Annotated in this window: 22 protein-coding genes; 10 read left to right on the top strand and 12 right to left on the bottom strand. The window is 70.6% G+C overall.

What is annotated here, in order from left to right; all coding sequences use genetic code 11:
* Position 1 precedes the first annotated feature (1 nt).
* The 3 genes from AB0F81_RS03055 (at position 2) to AB0F81_RS03045 (ending at position 2679) form a co-directional block, all read left to right on the top strand.
* Complete coding sequence (locus tag AB0F81_RS03055; protein ID WP_360189979.1) at positions 2-634, top strand: futalosine hydrolase; 633 nt, start codon at positions 2-4, stop codon at positions 632-634.
* 133 nt (positions 635-767) lie between these two features.
* Positions 768-1940: an MFS transporter gene (locus AB0F81_RS03050; protein WP_360189976.1), complete on the top strand. Its 1173-nt coding sequence runs from the start codon at positions 768-770 to the stop codon at positions 1938-1940.
* A 142-nt stretch (positions 1941-2082) separates the two neighbouring features.
* Positions 2083-2679: a TetR/AcrR family transcriptional regulator gene (locus AB0F81_RS03045; RefSeq protein ID WP_360189973.1), complete on the top strand. Its 597-nt coding sequence runs from the start codon at positions 2083-2085 to the stop codon at positions 2677-2679.
* Here the strand turns inward: AB0F81_RS03045 and AB0F81_RS03040 are convergent.
* From AB0F81_RS03040 to AB0F81_RS03030, 3 genes are read right to left on the bottom strand one after another with little or no spacing between them, the layout of a single operon-like run.
* Positions 2664-4010, bottom strand: coding sequence for a GH1 family beta-glucosidase (locus AB0F81_RS03040; RefSeq protein ID WP_360189970.1), 1347 nt, complete (start codon positions 4008-4010; stop codon positions 2664-2666). The two genes, AB0F81_RS03045 and AB0F81_RS03040, sit on opposite strands and share 16 nt — an antisense overlap.
* A 10-nt stretch (positions 4011-4020) precedes the next feature.
* The gene (locus AB0F81_RS03035; RefSeq protein WP_360189967.1) at positions 4021-5211 is read right to left on the bottom strand and encodes an MFS transporter; all 1191 of its coding nucleotides are present in this window, start codon (positions 5209-5211) and stop codon (positions 4021-4023) included.
* Positions 5208-7226: a hypothetical protein gene (locus AB0F81_RS03030; RefSeq protein ID WP_360189965.1), complete on the bottom strand. Its 2019-nt coding sequence runs from the start codon at positions 7224-7226 to the stop codon at positions 5208-5210. Before AB0F81_RS03030 ends, AB0F81_RS03035 begins: the two co-directional genes overlap by 4 nt.
* Before the next feature lie 158 nt (positions 7227-7384).
* Between AB0F81_RS03030 and AB0F81_RS03025 the strand changes: the two genes are divergently transcribed.
* Positions 7385-8188 carry a 1,4-dihydroxy-6-naphthoate synthase gene (locus tag AB0F81_RS03025; protein WP_360189962.1) on the top strand — a complete coding sequence of 268 codons (804 nt, stop codon included), beginning with the start codon at positions 7385-7387 and terminating at the stop codon, positions 8186-8188.
* On the opposite strand, the gene AB0F81_RS03020 is transcribed toward AB0F81_RS03025, so the two are convergent.
* From AB0F81_RS03020 to AB0F81_RS03010, 3 genes are read right to left on the bottom strand one after another with little or no spacing between them, the layout of a single operon-like run.
* The gene (locus AB0F81_RS03020) at positions 8185-8571 is read right to left on the bottom strand and encodes a cold-shock protein (protein WP_360189959.1); all 387 of its coding nucleotides are present in this window, start codon (positions 8569-8571) and stop codon (positions 8185-8187) included. The two genes, AB0F81_RS03025 and AB0F81_RS03020, sit on opposite strands and share 4 nt — an antisense overlap.
* A 46-nt stretch (positions 8572-8617) precedes the next feature.
* Positions 8618-9244 (bottom strand): HAD family hydrolase, encoded by a 627-nt coding sequence (locus tag AB0F81_RS03015; protein WP_360189956.1) that lies wholly within the window; start codon positions 9242-9244, stop codon positions 8618-8620.
* On the bottom strand, positions 9241-9444 hold the full coding sequence (locus AB0F81_RS03010; protein ID WP_360189953.1) for a hypothetical protein: 204 nt from the start codon (positions 9442-9444) through the stop codon (positions 9241-9243). The genes AB0F81_RS03015 and AB0F81_RS03010 overlap by 4 nt, the downstream gene beginning before the upstream one ends.
* A gap of 79 nt (positions 9445-9523) precedes the next feature.
* Here AB0F81_RS03010 and AB0F81_RS03005 point away from each other — a divergent pair, with 79 nt between their 5' ends.
* On the top strand, positions 9524-11905 hold the full coding sequence (locus AB0F81_RS03005) for a helicase-associated domain-containing protein (RefSeq protein ID WP_360189950.1): 2382 nt from the start codon (positions 9524-9526) through the stop codon (positions 11903-11905).
* On the opposite strand, the gene AB0F81_RS03000 is transcribed toward AB0F81_RS03005, so the two are convergent.
* A complete protein-coding gene (locus AB0F81_RS03000; protein WP_360189947.1) occupies positions 11880-13046 on the bottom strand; it encodes a hypothetical protein in 1167 nt (388 codons plus the stop codon). The genes AB0F81_RS03005 and AB0F81_RS03000 overlap by 26 nt on opposite strands.
* Complete coding sequence (locus AB0F81_RS02995; RefSeq protein WP_360189944.1) at positions 13043-13987, bottom strand: glycosyltransferase family 2 protein; 945 nt, start codon at positions 13985-13987, stop codon at positions 13043-13045. Before AB0F81_RS02995 ends, AB0F81_RS03000 begins: the two co-directional genes overlap by 4 nt.
* Positions 13988-14059: 72 nt before the next feature.
* Here AB0F81_RS02995 and AB0F81_RS02990 point away from each other — a divergent pair, with 72 nt between their 5' ends.
* Both AB0F81_RS02990 and AB0F81_RS02985 read left to right on the top strand, forming a co-directional pair.
* Positions 14060-14440 carry a GtrA family protein gene (locus tag AB0F81_RS02990; RefSeq protein WP_360189941.1) on the top strand — a complete coding sequence of 127 codons (381 nt, stop codon included), beginning with the start codon at positions 14060-14062 and terminating at the stop codon, positions 14438-14440.
* Positions 14441-14504: 64 nt separating this feature from the next.
* Positions 14505-16166 carry a DNA repair helicase XPB gene (locus tag AB0F81_RS02985; protein WP_360189938.1) on the top strand — a complete coding sequence of 554 codons (1662 nt, stop codon included), beginning with the start codon at positions 14505-14507 and terminating at the stop codon, positions 16164-16166.
* Here the strand turns inward: AB0F81_RS02985 and AB0F81_RS02980 are convergent.
* The 3 genes from AB0F81_RS02980 to ligD (AB0F81_RS02970) are packed head-to-tail and all read right to left on the bottom strand — an operon-like array spanning position 16149 to position 18780.
* Positions 16149-16877, bottom strand: coding sequence for a GntR family transcriptional regulator (locus AB0F81_RS02980; RefSeq protein WP_360189935.1), 729 nt, complete (start codon positions 16875-16877; stop codon positions 16149-16151). The genes AB0F81_RS02985 and AB0F81_RS02980 overlap by 18 nt on opposite strands.
* Positions 16878-16901: 24 nt before the next feature.
* Positions 16902-17840 carry a non-homologous end-joining DNA ligase gene (gene ligD, locus AB0F81_RS02975; RefSeq protein WP_360189932.1) on the bottom strand — a complete coding sequence of 313 codons (939 nt, stop codon included), beginning with the start codon at positions 17838-17840 and terminating at the stop codon, positions 16902-16904.
* Positions 17833-18780, bottom strand: coding sequence for a non-homologous end-joining DNA ligase (gene ligD, locus AB0F81_RS02970; protein WP_360189929.1), 948 nt, complete (start codon positions 18778-18780; stop codon positions 17833-17835). Before ligD (AB0F81_RS02970) ends, ligD (AB0F81_RS02975) begins: the two co-directional genes overlap by 8 nt.
* Positions 18781-18878: 98 nt before the next feature.
* Here ligD (AB0F81_RS02970) and AB0F81_RS02965 point away from each other — a divergent pair, with 98 nt between their 5' ends.
* From AB0F81_RS02965 to AB0F81_RS02955, 3 genes are all read left to right on the top strand, one after another.
* Entirely contained in the window at positions 18879-19817 is a 939-nt protein-coding gene (locus AB0F81_RS02965; RefSeq protein ID WP_360189926.1) for a Ku protein, read from the top strand.
* A 52-nt stretch (positions 19818-19869) separates the two neighbouring features.
* Positions 19870-20358 (top strand): NUDIX domain-containing protein, encoded by a 489-nt coding sequence (locus AB0F81_RS02960; RefSeq protein ID WP_360189923.1) that lies wholly within the window; start codon positions 19870-19872, stop codon positions 20356-20358.
* Between the two features lie 64 nt (positions 20359-20422).
* Positions 20423-21715, top strand: coding sequence for an MFS transporter (locus AB0F81_RS02955; protein ID WP_360189920.1), 1293 nt, complete (start codon positions 20423-20425; stop codon positions 21713-21715).
* A gap of 64 nt (positions 21716-21779) precedes the next feature.
* On the opposite strand, the gene AB0F81_RS02950 is transcribed toward AB0F81_RS02955, so the two are convergent.
* A complete protein-coding gene (locus AB0F81_RS02950; protein WP_360189917.1) occupies positions 21780-22553 on the bottom strand; it encodes a hypothetical protein in 774 nt (257 codons plus the stop codon).
* Positions 22554-22779: the final 226 nt, after the last annotated feature.

Genomic DNA, 22779 nt, shown 5'->3' with positions numbered 1-22779 from the left:
CGTGTGGCCTTACCCCTTTTTTTTCGTTACCGCGTTGCCGGCGGTGGCGTACGCCGTCCGTGGCTGTTTGTACCGGGCGGTGGCGGTGGTGGGGGGGGTGGGCTTCGGCCCGGCCGCCGCCGCGGCCGGAACCGCCCGCCTGCTCGCCGCCCGCCCGTTCCGTGCGGTGCTCAGCGCCGGCATCGCCGGCGGCTTCCCCGGCCGGGCCGCTGTCGGCGGCACCGTGCTCGCCACCCGCAGCATCGCGGCCGACCTCGGCGCCGAGACCCCCGACGGCTTCCTGCCGGTCGACGAGCTCGGTTTCGGCAGCAGCGTCCTGGAGTGCGATCCGGTGCTGGTGAAAGCGCTGCGCGCCGCCCTCCCGGACGCGGTGACCGGCGATGTGCTCACGCTCAGCACGGTCACCGGGACCGCCGGAACGGCCGACCGCCTGGCGGCCCGCTTCCCGCAGGCGGTCGCCGAGGCGATGGAGGGCTACGGCGTGGCCTGCGCCGCCGCGGGCGCCGGGGTGCCGTTCGCCGAGCTGCGCACCGTCTCCAACCCGATCGGCCCCCGCGACCGGGCCGCCTGGCGCCTGGCCGACGCTTTCGCCGCGTTGCGGGCCGCCGGTCCCGCCCTAACCTCGCTGTCCTGAAACCGGCCGAACCCGGGTCGCCCGGATCCGACACCGGCAAGCTGTTGCCGTTGTCGATCGAGACCGGCATGCTGCGCTGACAAGCCGTTGAACGGCCCGTGAACCATCGCCGCCGACTTCGAAGCGAGGCACGATGACCAACGCGAGCGGGATGACGGCTGCCGCCCGGGCCCGGTTGATCGGCGCCGGTTATGCCGCTCAGGGTCTGGGTTATGCCGCGGTGGTCACTGCGCTGCCCACCTTCAAGGACCGGCAGGGCATCGACGACACCTTCGTCTCCGCGATCCTGCTGCTGGTCTGCGTCGCCGCGGCCGCCGGTTCGATGCTGGCCGACCGGATCGCCGCCCGCTGGGGCAGCCGCTACGCGCTTGCCTCCGGTCTGCTGCTGGTCGCGGCCGGCCTGGCCGGCGCCACCGTCGACACGCCCAACATCCTGTTCACCGCGATCCTGCTCGCCTACGGTGTCGGCCTCGGCGCCGTCGACGCCTCGCTCAGCATGCAGGGCGTCCTGGTCCAGGCCCGCCTCGGCCGCAACGTGATGAGCCGGCTCTTCGCCGCCTACACCGCCGCCGCCATCGCCGCGGCCCTGCTCATGTCCGGCGTCCTGGAGACCGGCGCCGGCGCCGCCATCACGGTGGCGATCGCGGCCGCCTACGCCGCACTGATCGGCCTGATCGGCTGGCGCGCCTTCGAACCGGGCCGCACCGAGCGGGTGGCCGTGGTGCACGCCGAAGGCGGCCCCAGCGTCCGCCCGGTGGTCCTGATCTGCGGCATGCTGATCTTCACCGCGTTCCTGGTCGACTCCGCGGTGAGCACCTGGAGTTCCGTCTACCTGCAGGACTCGCTGAAAGCCGCCGCCTCGGTGGCCCCGCTCGGCTACGCCGCCTACCAGGCCGCCGTGCTGGTCAGCCGCCTGGTAGCCGATCACGTGGTGCCCCGGGCCGGTCGCACCCCCATCGCCCTCGGCGCGCTCACGGTCTGCGGCCTCGGCTGCGCCGTCGTGACCACCCTTCCCTCCATCGGCGCCGCCATCGCCGGCTTCGCGATCGCCGGCATCGGCGTCGGCGTCCTGGTCCCGCTCGCCTTCAGCGCCGCCGGCGAATTCGCCGCCCAGAGCAGCGACGAGGTGATCGCCAGAGTCAACCTCTTCAACTACGGCGGCGCGCTGCTCGGCGCGGTCCTGCTCGGCGCGCTCTCCGAACCGGTCGGCCTGCAGGCCGCCTTCCTCATCCCGGTGGTCGCGGTGGTCGCCACCCTCCCGCTGGCCAGGCGCCTGCGCCGGCTCAGCACGCCGGCGCCGGTCTAACCCTTTCCCAGTACGAGCAGCGCACGGCCCCGTGGCTACCCCGCGAGCTGAGCAGTCCCTCCGGGCCGCAGCGCGCCCGCCGGGCGTGAGCAGGCCCGCACGCTCACCCCGGCCCGGCGGAACCGCTGGCTAAGCTGGCCGCGTGCCGAGGTTGGTGGACCACGAGCAAAGAAAAGCGCAGCTGCTCGCCGCCGCATGGCGGGTGGTCCGGGCTCGTGGTGTCGAGGGCACCACGACGCGGGCCATCGCTGACGAGGCCGGCTGTTCGCTGAGCGTGCTCGCGCACTTTCTCGGCGGCAAGGACGACATCCTGGTGGCCGCGCAGAAGGCGGTCTACGACCGGATCGTGGAGCGGGCTTTCCGCCTCGGCCAGAACCGGGACGGGCTGGCCGGCCTGCGGGCCGCGCTGGAGGCGGTGCTGCCGATCGACGAGGAGCGCGCCGCCGACGCACACGTCAACGTCGCGTTCGCCGGGGCGGCCCTGTCCCATCCCCGGCTGGCCGAGTCCCGGCGGCGTTCGCACCAGGAGATCCGCGGGCATCTGCGGAACTGTCTCCGGGAGGCGCGCGAGCTCGGCGAGCTGCGGCCGGGGGTGTCCGACGAGGCGGTGATCGACGACTTCATCATCCTGGTCGAGGGCAGCACGCTGCTGAGCCTGGTGGACGGGTGGGCCGAGGAGGGCCGAGCGGAACGGCTGGCCCGCCTCGCCACGGCATTCGTTGATCAGCTCCGGGTCTGAGCCGCGATCAGGTCGCGATACCAGTACCAGGAGTCCTTCCGGGTCCGGGCCAGGGTTTCCCGATCCACGTGCACCAGGCCGAACCGTTCGTCGTACCCGGCGGCCCACTCGAAGTTGTCGATCGCCGACCAGACGTAGTAGCCGTCCACCCGTACCCCGGCTTCGATGGCGTCGGCGACGGCGCGCAGATGCGCGTCGAGGAAGGCGATGCGGCGCGGGTCGTGGACCCGGCCGTCCGGGCCGGGGCCGGCGTCGTGGAACGACGCGCCGTTCTCGGTGATCACCACCGGCGGCAGGTGGGGGTAGCGGTCCCGCAGCGTGGTCAGGATCCCGGTGAGCCCGGAGGGCACGATCGCCCAGCCGAAGTCGGTGCGCTCGGCCTTGACCGGCACCGGGGAGAACGGCAGCCCGTCCGGGATGTCGACCTCGAGCACCCCGGCGTAGTCCTTGCCGGCCCGTGGTGCCTCGATCATCGTCGGCTCGTAGTAGTTGACCCCGTAGAAGTCGAGCGGCGCCCGGATCACCTCCAGATCCCGTGCCAGCTGGGCGCCGTCGACGCCGATGCCGGCCACGACCAGCTCGTTCGGGTATTCACCGCGCAGGATCGGGTCGGCGAAGGTCCAGTTGGTGAGGTCGGCGAAGAGGCCGGCCGCCGCCACGTCGTCCGGGTCGTCACCGGCCGGCAGTACCGGGAAGTGCTGGTTCGCCACCCCGACGCTGCGCGCCCCGCCGGCCCGCAGCACCTGTACGGCCAGCCCGTGCGCCAGCAGCTGATGGTGGGCAGCCGGCAGCGCCCCGAGCCCGAGCCCCCGCCCCGGCGCGTGGTCGGTGAGCGCGTAGCCGTAGAGGGTGTGCACGCTCATCTCGTTCAGCGTGATCCAGTCCCGCACCCGGTCGCCGAGCCGTTCCACCAGCATCGCGGTGTAGTCGGCCAGCCGTTGTGCGGTGTCCCGGTTCATCCACCCGCCGGCGTCCTCCAGCTCCTGCGGCAGGTCCCAGTGGTAGATCGTGGGAACCGGCCGCACCCCGGCCGCGAGGATCGTGTCGACCAGCCGGTCGTAGAAGCCGGTGCCGGACTGCACCCGCGGCCAGGAGAACGAGAACCGGTAGTCGTGCACCCCGGCCTCCGCGATGTGCCGCACGTCCTCGGCGTACCGGTGGTAGTGGTCGATCGCGACCCGCGCGTGCTCGCCGTGCCGCACGGTCCCGGGCCGCGCGGTGAAGGTGTCCCAGATGCTCGGCTTCTTGCCGTCCGCGTCGGCGGCGCCTTCGATCTGGTAGGCGGACGTCGACATGCCGAACCGGAATCCCGGTGGGAACTGGGGGTACACGGGTGTCCTCTCAATACAGTGCGCGCAGGCGGGGCAGGGCGGCCAGCGCGGCCAGGGCGAAGGCCGTGGTGAGCAGGTAGAGGGTCTGGTATCCGCCGAGGCCGGTGACGATCGGCGCGGCGACCACCGGGGCGAGCAGCTGGGGCAGCGTCCCGGCGACGTTGGCGAGGCCGAGCATGGTGGCCCGGGTCTCGGCGTCCGGGAGCACGTGCGTGAGCACCGCCATGTCGACCGCGATGTAGGCGCCCCACCCCATCCCGACCAGCACCGAAGCCCCGATCACCACCGGGACGGCCGGGACCAGCGCCATCAGCACGGTGCCGGCCGCGAGCAGCACCGCCGCGACCGCGACGAAGATCTTGCGGCGCTCCCAGCGGTCCGACAGCACGCCGCCGGCAAACCCGACGACACCGGCGAAGAGCACGTTCACCACGGTCAGCGCCAGCACCCAGCCGGCGGCGTCGGCGACACCCACCCGGTCCGACAGGTAGTAGAAGAGGTAGACCAGGACCAGGGCGTTGACCAGGTTCAACAGGAAACGGATCAGCCAGGCCCAGGCGAACTGGCTGCCGGGGCGCAGCAGGACCGCCCAGTGGATCCGCTCCCGGCGTACGGCGGCGACGGGCGTGTCCCGGTGCATGATCAGCAGTGCCGCACCGAGCGCGGGTACGGCGATCGCCACCGCCACGTACCCCGGCGCGCCCTGCCCCACGGCGACCGCGACCGCCGTGCCGAGCACCACCCCGGCGATCTGGGCCACCCCGAAGAGCGCGCCCACCGTGCCGCGCTGCCGTTCCGGCACCCGGTCGCCGATCATCGCGGCGAGCGCGGCGAGCGGCCCGTTCAGCCCGCCCTGCACCAGCACCCAGCCGAGCACCATGCGCGGCGTGGTGTCCGCGCCGGCCAGGACGAGCAGCCCGGCGACACCGACCACGGTGCCGGCGACGAAGATCGGCAGGCGCCGGGACCCGATCCGGTCGGAGAGCGCGCCCCAGAGCGGATTGGCCACCATGGACACTGCCGCGCCCCACGCGGTGACCAGAGCCAGCAGCGCCTCTTTGCCGTCCTCGCCGGCGAGCCGCGCGGCCTGCTCCGGGAGCAGGATCTGGATCGGGCCGAACCAGCCCGCCGCCACCCCGACCATGGCCAGGCCATAGGCGGTCATCCAGCGGCGGCGGACCGGTGTTTCGACGAGCGTCACGTACGGACTCTTTCCCACATCACCGTGTAGGCCTCGGCGCCGTTGAGCAGTTGCCGGCGGAGCGTGGTCGCGTCGGGTCCGGCCTGGTTGATCAGGTCGACGATCCAGTCGGCGTAGAGGCCGTACTGGGCGACGCCGTCGGTGTTCAGGTCGAACGTGCGGGTGCCGTAGACGTGCTTGCTGACGGTGGTGCCGTTGGTGGCGGTGAACGGGTAGGTGAGCGGACTGGATCCGGCGTTCTGGCGCGGAGCCGCCTGCGGTCCCAGCCCGTTCACGTCGGTGCCCACGCCGTACCCGGTGATTCTCGAGCCGTTGGTGAGGGACCGGTTGGCCCGCCACTCACCGAGGAAGGTCGCGGTGTCCTGGCCGTCCGGGGTCGCCGCGAAGGCGTAGCCGGCGAGGAACCCGCCGACTCCGAGGATCCGGTTCATGATCGTCGGGTCGGACCAGCTGTGCACCGAGGTGACACCCGGGTAACCGGCCTGGTCGGCCATGTCGAGCACCGCGGTCGCGGTCTTCACGCTCATGTGGTCGATGTGGATGATCATGCCCCGGTCCATCATCCGCTGGATCAGGTAGCGGCCGAGGTCGGTCAGCCCGCGTACGTTGCAGATCTTGCCGCTCGGGTAGACCGGCAGGATCGTCCCGGCCGGCAGGTTCACGCCGAGTTGCAGCAGCTTGGCGATGTCGTCGCTGACCAGCGGCTGCTCGTTGTCGGACGGGCCGGTGCAGCTGGTCGCCTGCCACCAGTGACCGGTGGAGATCAGGTTGCCGACGTTGACCGCGGCACCGGTGACGCCCTCGTCGAAGCGGGTGCCGCCGAACGCGTTGTCGAACTTGTGCACCGGATAGATGCCGCTGACGCCCATGCTCGCCAGCTCGTCGAGCCCGCGGTCGATGTCGGCGGTGGTGCACTGCGGCACGTCCTTGATCTCCCGGCAACCGAAGATCTCCGAGTTCTCCACGCCGATGGTCACCGCGAGCTTGCCCTGGGCGGCGATCTGACGCACCTGGGCCGGGGTGGTGGCCAGGCGGAACCAGCCCTTGCCAGGCCCGCCGCTGCGAGCGTCCACATAGTCCTGCATTTTCCGCAGATATGTGGACTGGGCCCTGATCTGGTCCATCTCGTCGCAGGAGGTGTGCTCCAGCGTGAGTCCGCAGATCACCCGGTTCGCCACGAGCAGCACGTTCATCACCCGCTGCCCGGATTGCCAGGCCCGCTCCAGGCTGCGGAAGTACGACGCCTCGTGCAGCATCGTGTCGTGCTGCGGCCAGTCGTTGAAGGTCGGCCAGCCGTCCTCGGCCGAGTCGATCGGGTCGGTGCCGGCGATGATCGCTTCCAGCAGGGCGCCCCAGCCGAGGGTGGCGTGCGACGGGCAGCCCCTCAGTGCCACGGTCACGCCGCCCGGCGCGTACGCGTCCCCGCAGTGCAGTGAGCCGCCGAACGCCTCGGCCGCGGTGATGTGCGCGTGCGCGTCGATCCAGCCGACCAGCTTGCCGCTGGAGTCGACGCCGGGCGCCGGGGTGCCGCTGACACCGGTGGCGATGTCCGGGTTGGCGGCGCAGCCGGTGGCCGGCGCGAGCGCGTAGGTCGAGTTGCCCGCCCCGAGACCGCCGAGGTAGACGCCCATCTGCTGGTTGGTGGCGGTGGACACGAACCGGTAGCGGCCGTCGGCGACGCTGGCCGTCCAGTCGGCCCGGTCGCCGTAGTCGGCGCCGGCCCAGATCCAGCCGAGCATGCTCTGGTAGATCGGGGCGCCGGTCGAGTCCCGGATCGCGTAGCGGCCGAGTTGGGTCGCTTCGAACCGGAACTTCTCGGCGCGTGCCGCATTGCTGGTGTACCCGTATCCGACGCTGTCCTTGAAGACGTAACCGTTCGAGGCCTGGAGGGTGACACAGGCACCTTCCAGGTCATTCGCCGGCGTCCAGCTCGCGGCCATGGCGGCGGGCGCGGGCAGCCCACCTACGAGGCCGAGCACCAGGACGCCCGCGGCCAGCGATCGTAGTCGCGCCACGGGAACCCCCTTTGATCGATCAATTGATCCAACAAGCGGAGTGTAAGAAGCGTCACACGATAGATCCAGAGACGAAGGTGAAAGTTTTTCCAGGATGCACCGCCGAGTGTGGGGAGCTAGACAGAGCACTCCCCGGCGTGCCGGGCTAGCGTGAGACCGTGGCGCTCTCCCTGGCGGTCTCCCCCTGCCCCAACGACACCTTCGTCTTCCACGCGCTGATCCACGGGCTGGTGCCCGGCGCGCCGCCGGTCGACCTGACCTTCGCGGACGTGGACGTCACCAACACCGCCGCGCAGGACGGCGCGTTCGACCTGGTGAAGGTGAGTTATGCGGCGCTGCCCTGGCTGCTCGACGACTACGAGCTGCTGCCCTGCGGCGGGGCGCTCGGCCGGGGCTGCGGCCCGCTGGTGCTGACCCGGGAGCCGCGGGACCTGACCGGCGCGACCGTGGCCGTGCCCGGTGACCGCACCACGGCCTATCTGCTGTTCCGGCTCTGGGCCACCGACCAGCCGCCGGCCCGGATCGAGGTGGTGCCGTTCCACCAGATCATGCCGGGGGTCGCCGAGGGCCGGTTCGACGCCGGCCTGGTCATCCACGAGGCCCGCTTCACCTATCAGCGGTTCGGCCTGACCGCCCTGGCCGACCTCGGTGAGTGGTGGGAGAAAGACACCGGGCTGCCGATCCCGCTCGGCGCGATCCTGGCGAAGAAGGGCGCCGTCGACCCCGCCCAGGCCACCGAGTGGGTCCGCGAGTCACTCCGGAGGGGCTGGCTCGACCCATCCGTCAGCCAGGACTTCATCCTCGCCAACGCGCAGGAGATGGAACCGGCGGTGGTGAAGCAGCACATCGAGCTCTACGTCAACGAGTTCACCCTGAACCTGGGCGAAGACGGACTCGCCGCCGCGAACGCCCTGCTGGGACGCGCCGCGGCGGCGGGTCTGACACCTGCGGTGAACCTCTAGATCTCGAACTCGCGGGCAACCGCGTGCACGAGCTGCGCGATCTTCTGCGCGGTCTTCTTGTCCGGGTAGCGGCCACGCTGCAGGGCGGGCTGCACCTGGCTCTCCAACACCTTGATCATGTCTTCGATCATGCTGGCCAGCTCGTCCGCCGGGCGGCGGCGCAGCTCGGCCAGTGACGGCGGCGCGTCCAGGAGTTTCACGCCGAGCGCCTGCGCGCCCTTACGGCTGTCCACGACCCCGAACTCGATCCGCTGGCCCGTCTTCAGTTCGGTGACCCCCGCCGGCAGCGCACCCTTGGGCAGGAACACGTCACCGCCCTCGTCACTGGTGACGAACCCGAATCCCTTCGTAGCGTCGTACCACTTCACTCGACCCGTGGGCACCGCTGACCTCAACTTCACTCAATGGACACAACTGCTCACGGCAAGGCTATCCAGACGACGGCCGGGACCCAACCGCAATCTCACTCAGCAGCGCGGGGAAGGAGGTCAGATCCGGCAGGACGTACGAGGCGCCGGCCTCCCACAGCTCCTGCTCGGAACACGGGCCGGTGACCACCCCGATCCCCGGGACGCCGGCGGTGCGGGCGGCCACCATGTCGGCGGCGTGGTCCCCCACGTACCACCGCACACCGTGCTCCACCAGCGCAGTCGCCTTGCCCTCGGCGAACAGGTCGCCGGCCAGCTCGTCGGCGCGCATGCCCAGATGGTCCAGGTGCAACCGGGCCAGGCGGCCGAGTTTCGAGGTCACCACCACGGTCCGCAGGCCGGCCTGCCGGACGGCTGCCAGCGCCTCGACCGCGCCGGGAGTCGGCACGGTCGGCTCGATCGCGTACTCCGGGTAGAGCGCCCGGTACGCGACGACGGCGTCCTCGATCTGCTCCGGCGGGAACCAGTACCCCAGCTCGGTCCGCAGCGGCGGACCGAGCCGCGTCACGGCGAGGTCGGCGTCGACGTGCACCCCGGTCCGGGCGGTGAGCTCCCGATAGGCCGCCGCGATCCCCGGCCGGGAGTCGATCAAGGTCATGTCCAGGTCGAAGCCGACCGCGGGCATCATTCCTGGGTGAAGGTGGGCGTGTAGGTCAGGCGGTCCACCGGCAGCGGGAAGGTCTGGTCGTCACCGAACGGCGACGGGGCGGCGGCCCGGTCGGAGATCAGCTCGGAGACGTGCATCTGGCCCTTCATGTCCACGCCGCGCGGGCTGCTCTTCTCGCTGACAGGCACCTGAGTCCCCGGCAACTTGGCCTTCGACGCCACGTTCGATCCTCCTCGCAGTCGCGGTCCGGCCACGCCCGGACCCACCACTATCGTCCCATGAACGTTAGCGTTGAAGACGATGGCCACCACATTCGCCGATCAACTCCGGTCGCTCCCCGACGAGGCATTGGGAGCGCTCATTCAGCTGCGCCCCGACCTGGTCGTGCCGGTGCCCGCCGACATCTCGGCCCTCGCCGTTCGCGCTCAGTCCCGTAACTCGGTCGCCCGCTGTCTCGACGGCCTGGACGAGTTCACCCTCACCGTCCTCGACGCGGCCCGGTTGAGCCGCGCCGCCGACACGGCTCTGACCTCGGTCGACGCCATTCTGGCGCTGACCGGCGAGGTCGCCGCCGAGGACGTGCGGGTCGCGGTCGACCGCCTGCGGGTCCGGTTCCTGCTGCACGGGCCGCCGGAGGCGTTGCACGTCGTCGGCGCCGTCGACGAGGTCACCTCGCCGTACCCGGCGGGTCTCGGCCGGCCGGCCGACTTCCTCGATCCGCAGACCGCCGCCCTCTGTGCGGACCCGGCCAGGCTGCGCCGCACCATCATGGCCGCGCCGCCCGGCGCGCGGGCGGTCCTCGACCGGCTGGCCGCGGGTCCCCCGATCGGGGCACTGAACCGGACCGCGCTCGACAAGGGCGAGGTCGCCGAGCCGGTCCGCTGGCTGGTGGATCAGCACATCCTGGTTCCGGTCTCGGAGGCCGGCCGGGCGCCGCGCCCGGACGGCGAGCTGGTGGAGCTGCCCCGCGAGGTGGGCATGCTGCTGCGCCGCGACACCGGCCCGCTCGGCCCGCTGCGCCCGTTCCCGCCGATCCCCGAGGCGCCGGTGCGCGACCAGAAGGCCGCCGACTCGGCCGGCGCCGGCCAGGCGATGGAGGCGGTCCGCGCGATCAGCGCGATCCTGGACGCTCTGGCCGCCGAGGCCGCCCCGGTGCTGCGCGCCGGCGGCCTGGGCGTCCGCGATCTCAAGCGCCTGGCCCGCGCCGCCGGTGTCGACGAGGCGGGCGCCGCGCTGCTGGTCGAGACGGCGTACTCGGCCGGGCTGCTCGGCGAGTCCGAAGCGGGCAGCCAGGACGTCTTCCTGCCCACCGGGGCGTACGACCTGTGGCGCGCGTCGAGCGTCGCGCACCGCTGGGCCGCGCTGTCCCGGGCCTGGCTGATGATGACCCGGCAGACCGGTCTGATCGGCCGCCGCGACGACCGGGACCGCCCGATCAACGCGCTCGCGCCGGACGCCGAGCGGGCCGGGGCGCCGCAGGCCCGCCGCGAGGCGCTGACCGCCCTGGCCGACCTGGAGCCGGGCGCCGCCCCCTCGGTCGACGACCTGCTGGCGTTGCTCGCCTGGCAAGCGCCGCGGCGCTCGCGGGGGCGGGAGATGGCACACCGGGACGCCTTCGCCGGGGCGGCCCTGCTCGGGATCACCGGGCTGGGCGTGCTCACGTCGTACGCCCGGCTGCTGCTGGCCGGACCCGATCCGGACGAGGGTGACCCGCTGGGGGTGCATCCGGAGGATGCGCCGGCGGACGCGGTGCGCGCGCTGGACCACCTGCTGCCCGCGCCGGTCGATCACTTCCTGGTGCAGGCCGACCTCACCGTGGTGGTGCCCGGTCCGCCGGAGCCGGAACTCGGCGCGGAACTCGACGACGTCGCCGAACCGGAGTCGGCGGGCGGCGCGAGCGTCTTCCGGGTGACGCCGGCGAGTGTGCGGCGCGCCCTCGACGTCGGCTACCGCGCCGACGACCTGCACACCCTGTTCCGCCGCCGGTCCCGCACGCCGGTGCCGCAGACGCTCACCTACCTGATCGACGACACCGCCCGTAAGCACGGCGGGCTGCGCAGCGGTTCCGCCGGTTCCTACCTGCGCAGCGACGACGAGGCACTGCTCACCGAGGTGCTCGGGGACAAGCGGCTCAGCACCGTCGACCTGCGCCGGATCGCGCCGACCGTGCTGGTCAGCCCGCGTCCGGTGGCGCGCCTGCTGGGTGCGCTGCGGGAGGCCGGTTACGCGCCGGTCGCCGAGGACGTCGGCGGTGCGACCATGCTGTCCCGGCCGAAAGCGCGGCGCGCGCCGACCCGTACCCCGCGGGTCCCCGAACCGCCGGGCCCGCCGATGCTGGCCGGGCCGCGGCTGGCCGGGGTGGTGGAGCAGCTGCGGCGCGGCGACATCGCGACCCGCGCGGCACGCCGCGCGCCGGTCACCGTGCGCGCCGCGCACGGCCAGGCCGTACCGGGCCTGACCGCGGTGCAGCAGCATTCGCAGGCCATGGCGGTGCTCCAGCAGGCAGTGCGCGACAAGGCCAAGGTCTGGGTGGGGTACGTGGACTCGCACGGCGCCACCCTGTCCCGGCTGGTCCGCCCGATCTCGCTCAGTGCCGGTTACCTGCGGGCGGAGGACGAACGGGGCGAGAGTCTGCACACTTTCGCCCTGCACCGGATCACCGCGGCGGTGACCGAGGAGTGAGGAGCACGTGGTGCACCAGGCCGGCCGCGGCCAGCACCAGGATCGGGTACATCGGCAGGTAGTAGCGGAAGGAGCTGACCGTGCTGTTCAGCACGGACAGCAGCATGCTGGGCCCGAGGGCGCCGATCAGCAGCGCGGTCAGCACCGACCTCGGCCGGACCAGGATCGAGATCAGCGCGGCGGCCCAGATCCCGAGCAGGGCGACGTCACGCTGGAAGTACTGGTTCGCGTCGGCCACGGTCAGCTTCCAGAAGATCTCCGGCATGTTCCTGATCGCGGTGATCGTGTCCGGCTGGTTGTTGACCTTCACGAACCAGGCCAGCACGTCGTAGGGCGCCCACCACTGCATCAGCAGGGTCCCGGCGAGCCCGACCGGCAGCAGGACCAGCACCGGCAGGTTCCACTCGTTGGTGCGGAGCCTGCGGTGCAGGACCAGCGTCCCGAGCCAGGCGAAACAGACGGCCGAGACGATCACCGGGCCGCTCTGCCGGCAGAAGGTGACCAGCACCAGCAGGATCGAGCAGGCGATCGCCTCGCGCATCCCGAACCGCTTCCCGCCGAGCGGCAGCAACATCAGGATCGCCACCGTGAAGGCGAGCGCCGGCGCCTCGGTGAACAGGCCGGTCATGAACTCCAGGAAGGCGTTCGTCAGGATGAACACGGCGGTGATCGCCAGCGCGATCTCCTTCGTGAACAGGCGGCTCATCAGCCGCATCAGGCCCCAGACGATGAACAGCGCGGAGAGCAGCGGTACGACGTACATCCCGGTGCCGCCCATCAGCAGCACGAACGGCACCGACAGCGCCGGGTAGACGACGCGGGGGTAGATCAGCGGCGAGATGACCGGGTCCTCGAACCCGTAGTGCAGCCGGTCGATCTCCGGGTCGTTGAAGTACTCGCCGGTCAGCCGGATCGCCTCGTCGAGGTCGTGGCCGGCGAACTGGAACGTCATGGCGGTGTAGTAGAGCGAGTCACCGGTCCACGGCTTGCCCCACAGGTGCCAGTAGACGTAACCGACGAGGAAGAGGCCCGCGAGCAGCAGCCAGTAACGGCCCGGCACGTCGCCGGCGAGGCGGGTGACCAGCATGGGGAGGCGGCGGCGCCGGACCGAGCCCTCGGTGACGGGTTCGGTCGTGGTCATCCGATCCTCCTGACCGGGACGGCCGGGGCCGCGACCCGGTCGGGGCTCTCCTGGATGTCCAGGGAGAGCGCGGCGATGAGCAGATGGATGCCGGTCAGCAGCGGCAGGGCGGCCAGCAGCGCGCTGCCGGCGCTGACCACCGGGGCGCCGAGGGTGTGCACCACGAGCCAGATGCCGACGATCGTGCCCAGCGCGATCAGCAGCAGGCCGGTGAAGAGCAGCAGGGCGATCGGGGAGAACGAGAAGATCACGTACTTCAGGAAGATCCGGCGCCAGAAGCCACGGGTCAGCTGGGTGAGCAGGGCCGGGATCACCCGGTGCATGCGCATCGCGGACGTCTCTTCGCCGTACACCGCCGGGATCGGCACGTCGCAGGCCGGCACCCGCAGAATGTTCAGGTTGATCAGCAGGTCGTTCTCGAAGCAGTAGTCCCGGGCCACCCGGTCCAGGTCGAGGCGCTCCAGCGCCGACCGGTGAATGGCGGTGTACCCGTTCTGCGGATCGAACAGGTGCCAATAGCCCGAGGACAGCTTGGTCATGAAGGACAGGATCACGTTGCCGAAGATCCGGTACGCCGGCATACCGCGGTACGAGTCACGCGAGTAGAACCGGTTAGCCTTGGTGAACTGTGCGAGCCCGTCGGCGATCGGGGCGAGCAGGTCCGGCAGATACTCCGGATCCATCTGGGCGTCCCCCGCCATCACCACCGCCACGTCGCAGGCCTGCCGCAGCGCTTCCTTGTGCCCGTCGCAGATCGCCCCGCCGACGCCGGTGTTGGCCTTGTGGCGGATCAGCGTCAGCCGCGGCTCGCCGGCCTGCCGGGCACGCTCGGCGGTCGCGTCCCTGCTGGCGTCGTCGATGACGATGATGTGGTCGACGAACTCCGGGACCGTTTTGATCGTTTGCGCGATCAGCTTCTCTTCGTTGTATGCCGGCACCACGACGCCGACTTTCAATCCCTGATACAACTGACTGCTCCCCGTGTACAGGTTCGGAGCATCGAGGAAGGCTTTATGCGGCGCCTGTGGGAACACAGCGCAACGCGGTTTCTGCTGGTCGGTGGATTCAGTTACGCGTTCGACGTCGGTCTACTCATCCTGCTGCACGGCGTGCTCGCGGTGCCACTCGCTGTCGCCACCAGTGCCTCCTTCCTCTTCACCCTTCTGGTGAACTTCGGTCTCAATCGGATCTTCGCGTTCCGGAGCACCGGGCTGGTCGGCGTGGCTCTGCTGCGTTACCTGGTCCTGGTGCTGGTCAATTACGTGACGACGCTGCTGCTGGTCACCGGACTGGACGCGCTCGGCGTGTCCTATGTGGTGGCAAAGACAGTAGCCACGGTCGGCAACGCGGTGATGAATTACGTGGCCTACCGCCGCTGGGTCTTCCGCACGTGACACCGCCCCATCCGTGGCAGACTGGAAGGTCGGTTTCAGCACCAGCTGACGAAGGGTGTACGGGGTGAGCGGCGGACCACTGATCGTGCAGTCGGACAAGACTCTGCTTCTGGAGGTGGACCATCCGGACGCGCAGGCCTGCCGGATGGCGATCGCGCCGTTCGCGGAACTGGAGCGCTCGCCGGAGCACGTCCACACCTACCGGCTGACGCCGCTCGGCCTGTGGAACTCGCGGGCCGCCGGGCACGACGCGGAGAGCGTGGTCGACGCCCTGATCAAATTCTCCCGCTATCCGGTGCCGCACGCGCTGCTGGTCGACGTCGCCGAGACGATGGACCGCTACGGCAGGCTGCAGCTGCTCAACGACCCGGTGCACGGGCTGGTCCTGCGCGGCCTCGACCGGATCGTGCTGATCGAGGTGGCGAAATCGAAGAAGCTGGCCGGGATGCTCGGCGCCCGGATCGACGACGAGACCATCGCGGTGCACGGCTCCGAGCGCGGCCGCCTCAAGCAGGCGCTGCTCAAGCTCGGCTGGCCGGCCGAGGACCTGGCCGGTTACGTGGACGGCGAGGCGCACGAGATCGCCCTGAAGGAGGACGGCTGGACGCTGCGGTCCTACCAGCAGGAGGCGGTCGACGGTTTCTGGGCCGGTGGCTCCGGCGTCGTGGTGCTCCCCTGCGGCGCCGGTAAGACGCTGGTCGGCGCGGCAGCGATGGCGACCGCGAAGGCGACGACCCTGATCCTGGTGACGAACACGGTCGCCGGCCGGCAGTGGAAACGGGAGCTGATCGCCCGCACCTCGCTCACCGAGGAGGAGATCGGGGAGTACAGCGGGGAGCGCAAGGAGATCCGCCCGGTCACCATCGCGACGTACCAGGTGCTCACCTCGCGCCGCGGCGGCGCCTTCACCCACCTGGACCTGTTCGGCGCCCGCGACTGGGGCCTGGTCATCTACGACGAGGTGCACCTGCTGCCCGCGCCGATCTTCCGGTTCACCGCGGACCTGCAGGCCCGGCGCCGGCTCGGCCTCACCGCGACGCTGGTCCGGGAGGACGGCCGCGAGGGTGACGTCTTCTCGCTGATCGGCCCGAAACGCTACGACGCGCCGTGGAAGGACATCGAGGCGCAGGGCTGGATCGCCCCGGCCGAGTGCGTCGAGGTCCGGGTCACCCTCACCGAGGCCGAGCGGATGGCGTACGCGGTGACCGAGGCCGAGGAGCGCTACCGGGTGGCGGCCACCGCCCGTACCAAACTGCCGGTGGTGAAGGCCCTGGTCGAGCGGCATCCGGGCGAGCAGGTGCTGGTCATCGGCGGCTTCCTGGACCAGCTGCACGAGCTCGGCGAGTTCCTGGACGCGCCGATCGTGCAGGGCTCGACCACGAACAAGGAGCGGGAACGGCTCTTCGACGCCTTCCGTGACGGCTCCCTGCGGACCCTGGTGCTGTCCAAGGTCGGCAACTTCTCCATCGACCTGCCCGAGGCGGCGGTGGCGATCCAGGTCTCCGGCACGTTCGGCTCCCGCCAGGAGGAGGCGCAGCGGCTCGGCCGGGTGCTGCGGCCCAAGGGCGACGGGCGGCAGGCGCACTTCTACACGGTCGTCTCCCGCGACACCATCGACACCGAGTACGCGGCACACCGCCAGCGCTTTCTCGCCGAGCAGGGGTATGCGTACACGATCGTCGACGCCGACGACGTGCTCGGCCCGCCGCTACCCCAGATCGACTGACGGCTGCCCGGCCCACTGCAGTGACAGCCGGGTGGCGGCCCGCTCGGCCCGGATCTCCATCAGGTCGCCGAGGATGATCGCCTGGTCCACCACGACCGGGCGATCGTCCAGGCCGAAGGTGGTCCGCTCGCTGACGAAGACCGCACTGCCGGCCGGCCGGCGCAGATGCTGCGCCACCGCGGCGTCCAGCAGGCCGGGGACGATCCGTTCGGTGGCCCGCGCGATGGTCACCCCGGCCCCGGCGAGCGCCGCGTACAGCGACGTCACCCGGAAATCCGCGCCGCTCACCGCATCGGCGTAGGGCTGCGGCACCCAGGACGTCTGGTGGATCGCCGGCTGCCCGCCCAGCCGGCGCAGCCGCTCCAGCCGCAGCCCGGGTTCGGGCGCTTCTTCGACCGCGACGGCCAGCACGTCGGTCGTCACGTCGTGCCCCTGCTCGCGCAGGTCGTCGACGAAGCTGCGCAGCGTGTCCATCCGGTAGGCGGCCTGCACCGGGGCCACGAAGGTCCCCCGGCCGGGCTGCTGCACGATCAGCCCTTCGTCGCGCAGCTCCTGCAGCGCCTGGCGCAGCGTCATCAGCGTCACGCCGTAACTGGCGCTGAGTTCCCGCTGCGCCGGCAGCGCGTCCCCGGGCCGGAACTCGCCGGTCCGGATCCGCTCGGCCAGGTCAGCCGCGATCCGCCGATACGCCGGCGTCCGGGTCAGGCTCATGGGCCCCAGTCTGGCCCATGCCGGTCAAGCAGGGACCGGCGGTCCGGGCCGCAGCAGATCGTCGAGCAGGTCGCCGTGTTCCTCGACGCGGTCCAGCACCTCGCCCGCGCCGAACTGCCGGGCCGGCATCTCGCCGGTCGCCATCGCGATGACCTCGTCCCAGGTCAGCGGCGCTGAACCGGTCGGCCGCTCCCCCGCCCGCAGCGAATACGGGGTCACCGTCGTCTTCGCCGCGTTGTTCTGGCTCCAGTCGATGAAGACCTTCCCGGGCCGGATGGCTTTCGCCATCTTCGCGGTGATCGAGCCGGGCACCATCGCCGCCAGCTCCTCAGCGACCTTCTTGGCGTACGCCGAGACGACCTCCGCGTTCTGTGTGCCGGAGATCGGGCAGCACAGTTGCATGCCCTTCTTCCCGGACGTCTTGGGATAGGCCTCGATGCCGTCCTCGGCGAGCCGGTCCCGCATCAGGGTGGCCACCGCGCAGCACTCCTTGAGCCCGGCGGGCGCTCCCGGGTCCAGGTCGACGACCATCAGGTCGGGGTCGGCGCCGATCCGCCACTGCGGCGTGTGCAGCTCGATCGCCGCGAGGTTGGCGAGCCAGACGAGGGTCGGCAGGTCGTCGACGACCACGAAGTCGATGGTCTCCCGGCTTTTCGTCGACCCGGGGACCGGCAGCGTCTCCAGGCGCACCCAGTCCGGCGTACCCCCGGGTTTGTTCTTCTCGAAGAAGTGCGCGTCCTCGACGCCGTTGGGATACCGGATCCGGGTGACCGCCCGGTCCCGCAGGTGCGGGAGCAGCACCGGCGCGACCCGGGTGTAGTAGTCGATCACCTCGCCCTTGGTGAAGCCGGCCACCGGGTACATCACCTTGTCGAGGTTGGACAGCTCCAGGTCGCGGCCGTCGACGGTGACGGTGAAGCGCTCCCTGGGTTTTCCGCCGCGGGCAGGCTCAGGATCAGGCATCCTCGCCCTCCTCCGCGCACTCGTCGGCCGCCTTGTCGTCGCGCAGCCGCAGGAACCGGGGGAACCGCAGCCGCTTGTCCGGCGTGCGGTTGCCGTACCGGATCTCGGCGACCAGCTCCGGGCGCACCCAATGTGCCCCGCGGGAATCCTCCCGGGGCACCGCACCCGGCACGAAGGGTGATTCCCCGACCGCGAGCGGTTCCAACCTGGCCAGCAGCTCTTTCTCGGCGGCCGCGCCGATCCCGCCGCCCACCCGCCCGCGGAAGGCCAGCCCGTCCGGGGTCGGCACGCCCACCAGCAGGCCGCCGAGCTTGCGGGCGCCGGGCCGCCAGCCGCCGATCACGTAGTCCCCGGTCCGGTCGAACTTGACCTTGACCCAGTCCGGCGAGCGGCTCCCCGGCAGGTAGACCGAGTCGCTGCGCTTGGCCATCACCCCCTCCAGCCGGTTCTCCCGGGCGGCCGACGCGGTGGCCGCGCCGTCGCCGAACGACGGCGGCACCATCCAGTTCGGCCCGGCCAGGCCGAGCTCTTCCAGCCGTTCCCGGCGAGCCAGGTACGGCAGCCCGGTGTAGTCGTTGCCGTCCAGATAGAGCAGGTCGAAGACGAGGTACGTGACCGGCGCGGTCACCGCCAGCCGGGCGGCCCGGTGGCGCTCCCGGACGTGCATCCGCTCGGCGAGCGCGGTGAACGACGGCCGGCCGGCCGTGTCGAAGACCACCATCTCGCCGTCGAGCAGTGTCCCTTCCGGCAGATGCAGGCCGGCGATTTCCGGGTACGCCGCGGTGACCACCGCACCGGAGCGGGCGAACAACTGCGGGGCGTCGCCGGTGAACAGGGCCAGCACCCGCACGCCGTCCCACTTGAACTCGTAGCTCCAGCCCGGCCCGGTCGGCAGCGGGCCGGAGGTGGCGAGCATCGGGGACAGGGGTGGACCCGGCACCCGATCACCATAGGCAGAAGCATTCACCTTACGCAGGCGTCCCAGGAATGCCATTCTGATCAGGGGTCCGGACACTCGACATCGATGAGGAGTCGAACATGCGAGCGATCTGGAAAGGCGCGGTCTCATTCGGCCTGGTGTCGATCGCGGTGAAGCTGTACTCGGCCACCGAAGAGAAGGACATCCGCTTCCACCAGGTGCACCGCACCGACGGTGGCCGCATCAAGTACCAGCGCACCTGCTCGGTCGACGGCGAGGTGGTCAGCTACGACGACATCGCCAAGGGGTACGACATCGGCGGCGGCGAAATGGTGATCTTGACGGATGAGGACTTCGCCGATCTCCCGTTGAGCACCTCCCGCGCCATCGACGTGCTGGAATTCGTGCCGGCCGAGCAGATCGACCCGATCCTGTTCGCCAAGGCCTACTACCTCGAGCCGGAGGGCCAGGCGGCCAAGCCCTACGTGCTGCTGCGCGACGCGCTGCGCGACGCCGACCGGGTGGCGATCGTGAAGATCGCGATCCGTCAGCGGGAACAGCTCGCCACCCTGCGGGTCCGCGACGACGTGCTGGTGCTCAACACCATGATGTGGCCCGACGAGGTGCGCACCCCCGACTTCGGCTTCCTCGACGAGGACATCGAGACCCGCCCGGCCGAGCTGGCGATGGCGAGTTCGCTGATCGACTCGATGGCCGGCAGCTTCAAGGCCGACGACTTCACCGACAACTACCGGGCCGCCCTCCAGGAGGTCATCGACGCGAAGGTGGAGGGCCGCGAGGTCATGCAGCCCGAGGAGGGCGAGGAGGAGCCGGCCGCGGCGATCGACCTGATGGCGGCCCTCAAGGCCTCCGTCGAACGCGCGCGCAAGGCGCGCGGCGAGGAGAGCACCGATTCGGGTACGGGTGACAAGCCCGCGAAGAAGTCGGCACCCGCGAAGAAGGCCGCACCGGCGAAAAAGACCACGGCGGCGAAGAAGGCGACCACCACCGCGAGGAAAGCCACGCCCGCCAAGAAGCCCGCCAAGAAATCGGCATAGCTAATCTCGTCCCCATGGTTGTGATTCCGGTTCTCCGCCGTGGGGTAGCACAGTGGCATTGACGTGGGCTGAGTCGTACCTGGGCAAAGTGCGGGCGAGTGTCGGCGACATCGACACGATCTTCTTCGTGGGGGCGCGCACGCTCGTGCTCGACGAACAGAACCGTCTGCTGCTGATCCAGCGTTCGGACAACCGCCGCTGGGCGATCCCGGCCGGCGCGATGGAGCTCGGCGAGAGCATGGAGGAGTGCGCGGTCCGCGAGCTGTGGGAGGAGACCGGTCTGCGGGCCACCTCCCTCGAGCCGTACGCGTTCTACACGTCGTACACCTACACCAACGAGTACCAGCACACGTACCAGCAGGTGCTGATGAACTTCCTGGTGCACTCCTGGGAGGGCGAGCTGCTGCGGCAGACCGACGAGAGCGTGGACGCGGGCTTCTTCGCGCTCGACGCGCTGCCCGGCGGGAAGTCGTTCATCATCGACGAGGCCCTGGCCGACCTGGCGACGTTCCAGGCCACCGGCCGTCTCGTGATGAAGTGAGTGCGACCGGCATGACGTAAATCGCGGTGCGGGGTAAGGGTCGCCTAAGGCAGGATGGCCCTCCGTGACATCCCGCAAACGCCGGCTCGCGCTGGACCTGACCCCGCTTCGCACGTCCCGGGACTTCCGGCTCGTGTTCATCGGCGGTGTGGTGACGGCCTTCGGGTCCTTCATCAGCTATGTCACCATCCCGTTCCAGGTGGCGAAGCTGACCGACGACCCGCTGATGGTGGGCCTGATCGGGGTCTGCGAGCTGGCCCCGCTGCTGATCATGTCGTTCGTCGGCGGCGCGCTCGCGGACTACATCGACCGGCGGTTGCTGGTCCGCGGCAGCGAGGCGGCGCTGGCGCTGATCTGCGGCATCCTGCTGTTCAACTCGCTCTCCGAGGAGCCGCACCTCTGGCTGCTCTATGTCGCGGCGTTCCTCACCGCGGCCGTCGCGGGCCTGCAGAGACCCGCGCTGGACGCGATGATCCCGCGCCTGGTGAAACCGGAGCAGCTGCCGGCCACCATGTCGCTGCAATCGCTGGGCATGCAGTTCGCCCAGCTCTTCGGCATGCCGCTGGCGGGCATCCTGCTGGCCAGCTTCGACCTCGCCTGGGTGTACGCGTTCGACCTGTGCACCTTCGCGGTCTCGCTGATCTGCCTGAGCCTGGTCCGCGCCGTTCCGCCGCCGCCGGCCGCCGACCGCCCGTCGGTGAAGAGCGTGGTCACCGGCCTGAAGTACGCGAAGTCCCGCCCCGAGCTGCTCGGCACCTACCTGGTCGACATCAACGCGATGTTCTTCGGCATGCCGTCCGCGCTCTACCCGTTCCTGGCCGACCGGCTCGGCGGTCCCGGCGTGCTCGGCCTGCTGTACGCCGCGCCCGCCGTCGGCTCGCTGCTCGCCACGATCGGTTCGGGCTGGACCGCACGGGTGCACCGGCACGGCCTGATGGTGCTGGTCGCAGCCGCCTTCTGGGGTGTCGGCATCATCGGCGTGGGCCTGTCCGGCACGCTCTGGCTGACCCTGTTCTGTCTGGCGTTCGCCGGCGCCGCCGACATGATCTCCGGCATCTTCCGGATGATCATCTGGAACCAGACCATCCCCGACCACCTACGCGGCCGGCTGGCCGGGATCGAGATGCTGTCCTACACCACCGGGCCGCTGCTCGGGCAGCTGCGCGCGGGTGCGATGGCGCGAACCTCGCTGGGCGTCCCCGGCGCCATCTGGCTGGGCGGTGTGCTCTGTGTGGCGGGCAGTCTGGTGCTGGCCGCGGCTCTGCCGAAACTGGTCCGCTACAACGGCAAGGACGGCATGGCCCTGAAGAAGGCCGCCGACGAGGAGTGGGCCGCCGCGGCCGCCTCCCGCGGCTGAACCTTCGGGCGAACGAGCAGCCGCCCGGGCCGATCGGCGACCCGGGCGGCTGTGCTTCGTACGGTCAGCGCTTGACCTTGACGGTGTCGTACTTGGTCTGCGGCTGCTTGGTCGAGCTGCCCGCGTAGACGACCTTCCAGATGCCCGACTTGGTGGCCTTGATCTTCTTGTTGTACTTGCCGTTGGCCGTGGTGACCGTCTTGCCCTTGTAGACGTAGGTCTTCGAGCCGTTGGCCTTGAAGTAGAACTTCAGCGTGACGCCCTTGGCGCCCTTCTTCGCGCCGTAACCGACCGGGTCGATCTTCAGCTGGCCGGAGTGGGTCAGCTTCGCGCCCTTCTTCACCGGCTCGGGCGTCGCGTTGTAGGTCAGCGAGGTCGGCCGCTGCAGCGAGAACGAGTCGCTGCGCTCGATGACGTGATCGTCGTAGTTCTCATCCCACCAGGTCAGCTCGGTCTGCACCTGGTATCGGCCGGGCGCGTGCAGGCCACCGCAGAGGAACACGTTGTCCGTGTAGTAGACGTAGTTGCCGCTGCGTGACGACTGCGACGGGGTGAGGATGTCCACGATGTCACCGTTGGCCGCCACGACGTCCGCATTGACGCTCGGGCTCAGGAACTCTTCATCGCCGCTGGCCGGGTTGTACACCTTGAAGGTCACCTTGAGCCGGTTGCCACAACCGGCGTCGCCGTCGAGCACAACCGTGCTCGACGACAGCGTGACGCCGGCGAGCTTCACATCGGCGGCCTGTGCCGGCGAGGAGGCCAGTGCCACCGCGCCCAGTCCGGTGAAGACGGCCAGAGCCGCCGCGGCACCGCGGCGGACGAGAGACTTGCGCATGAGTATCCCTTTCCCGAACGACCGGACGGGTACGTTCCGTCGTTACGCATCAGGGAGTCTCCATGGCCTTCGCCACCGTTTCCAGACGCCGTGCGAACTTCTGACCTCGGGTACGGCCGACCCTGGCCGAACGGGTGGCAGGAAAGAACCGAAACGCCTTAGCCGCTTACACGCCGACGTGCGCGAGGGCCCGCGGCACACGCCACGGACCCTCGTTCACGCAACT

The sequence above is a fragment of the Actinoplanes sp. NPDC024001 genome (assembly GCF_040638955.1).
GTDB lineage: Bacteria > Actinomycetota > Actinomycetes > Mycobacteriales > Micromonosporaceae > Actinoplanes.
The sequence above is the reverse complement of the archived record's forward strand: the minus strand, read 5'-3'. Positions and strand labels throughout refer to the sequence as shown.

Coding starts and splice junctions, on each gene's coding strand:
- AB0F81_RS03050 (WP_360189976.1), top strand. CDS start 768: ATGACCAACGCGAGCGGGATGACGGCTGCCGCCCGGGCCCGGTTGATC.
- AB0F81_RS03015 (WP_360189956.1), bottom strand. CDS start 9,244: ATGATGCCCGCGGTCGGCTTCGACCTGGACATGACCTTGATCGACTCC.
- AB0F81_RS03005 (WP_360189950.1), top strand. CDS start 9,524: ATGGCCACCACATTCGCCGATCAACTCCGGTCGCTCCCCGACGAGGCA.
- AB0F81_RS03000 (WP_360189947.1), bottom strand. CDS start 13,046: ATGACCACGACCGAACCCGTCACCGAGGGCTCGGTCCGGCGCCGCCGC.
- AB0F81_RS02990 (WP_360189941.1), top strand. CDS start 14,060: ATGCGGCGCCTGTGGGAACACAGCGCAACGCGGTTTCTGCTGGTCGGT.
- AB0F81_RS02980 (WP_360189935.1), bottom strand. CDS start 16,877: ATGAGCCTGACCCGGACGCCGGCGTATCGGCGGATCGCGGCTGACCTG.
- ligD (WP_360189932.1), bottom strand. CDS start 17,840: ATGCCTGATCCTGAGCCTGCCCGCGGCGGAAAACCCAGGGAGCGCTTC.
- AB0F81_RS02965 (WP_360189926.1), top strand. CDS start 18,879: ATGCGAGCGATCTGGAAAGGCGCGGTCTCATTCGGCCTGGTGTCGATC.
- AB0F81_RS02950 (WP_360189917.1), bottom strand. CDS start 22,553: ATGCGCAAGTCTCTCGTCCGCCGCGGTGCCGCGGCGGCTCTGGCCGTC.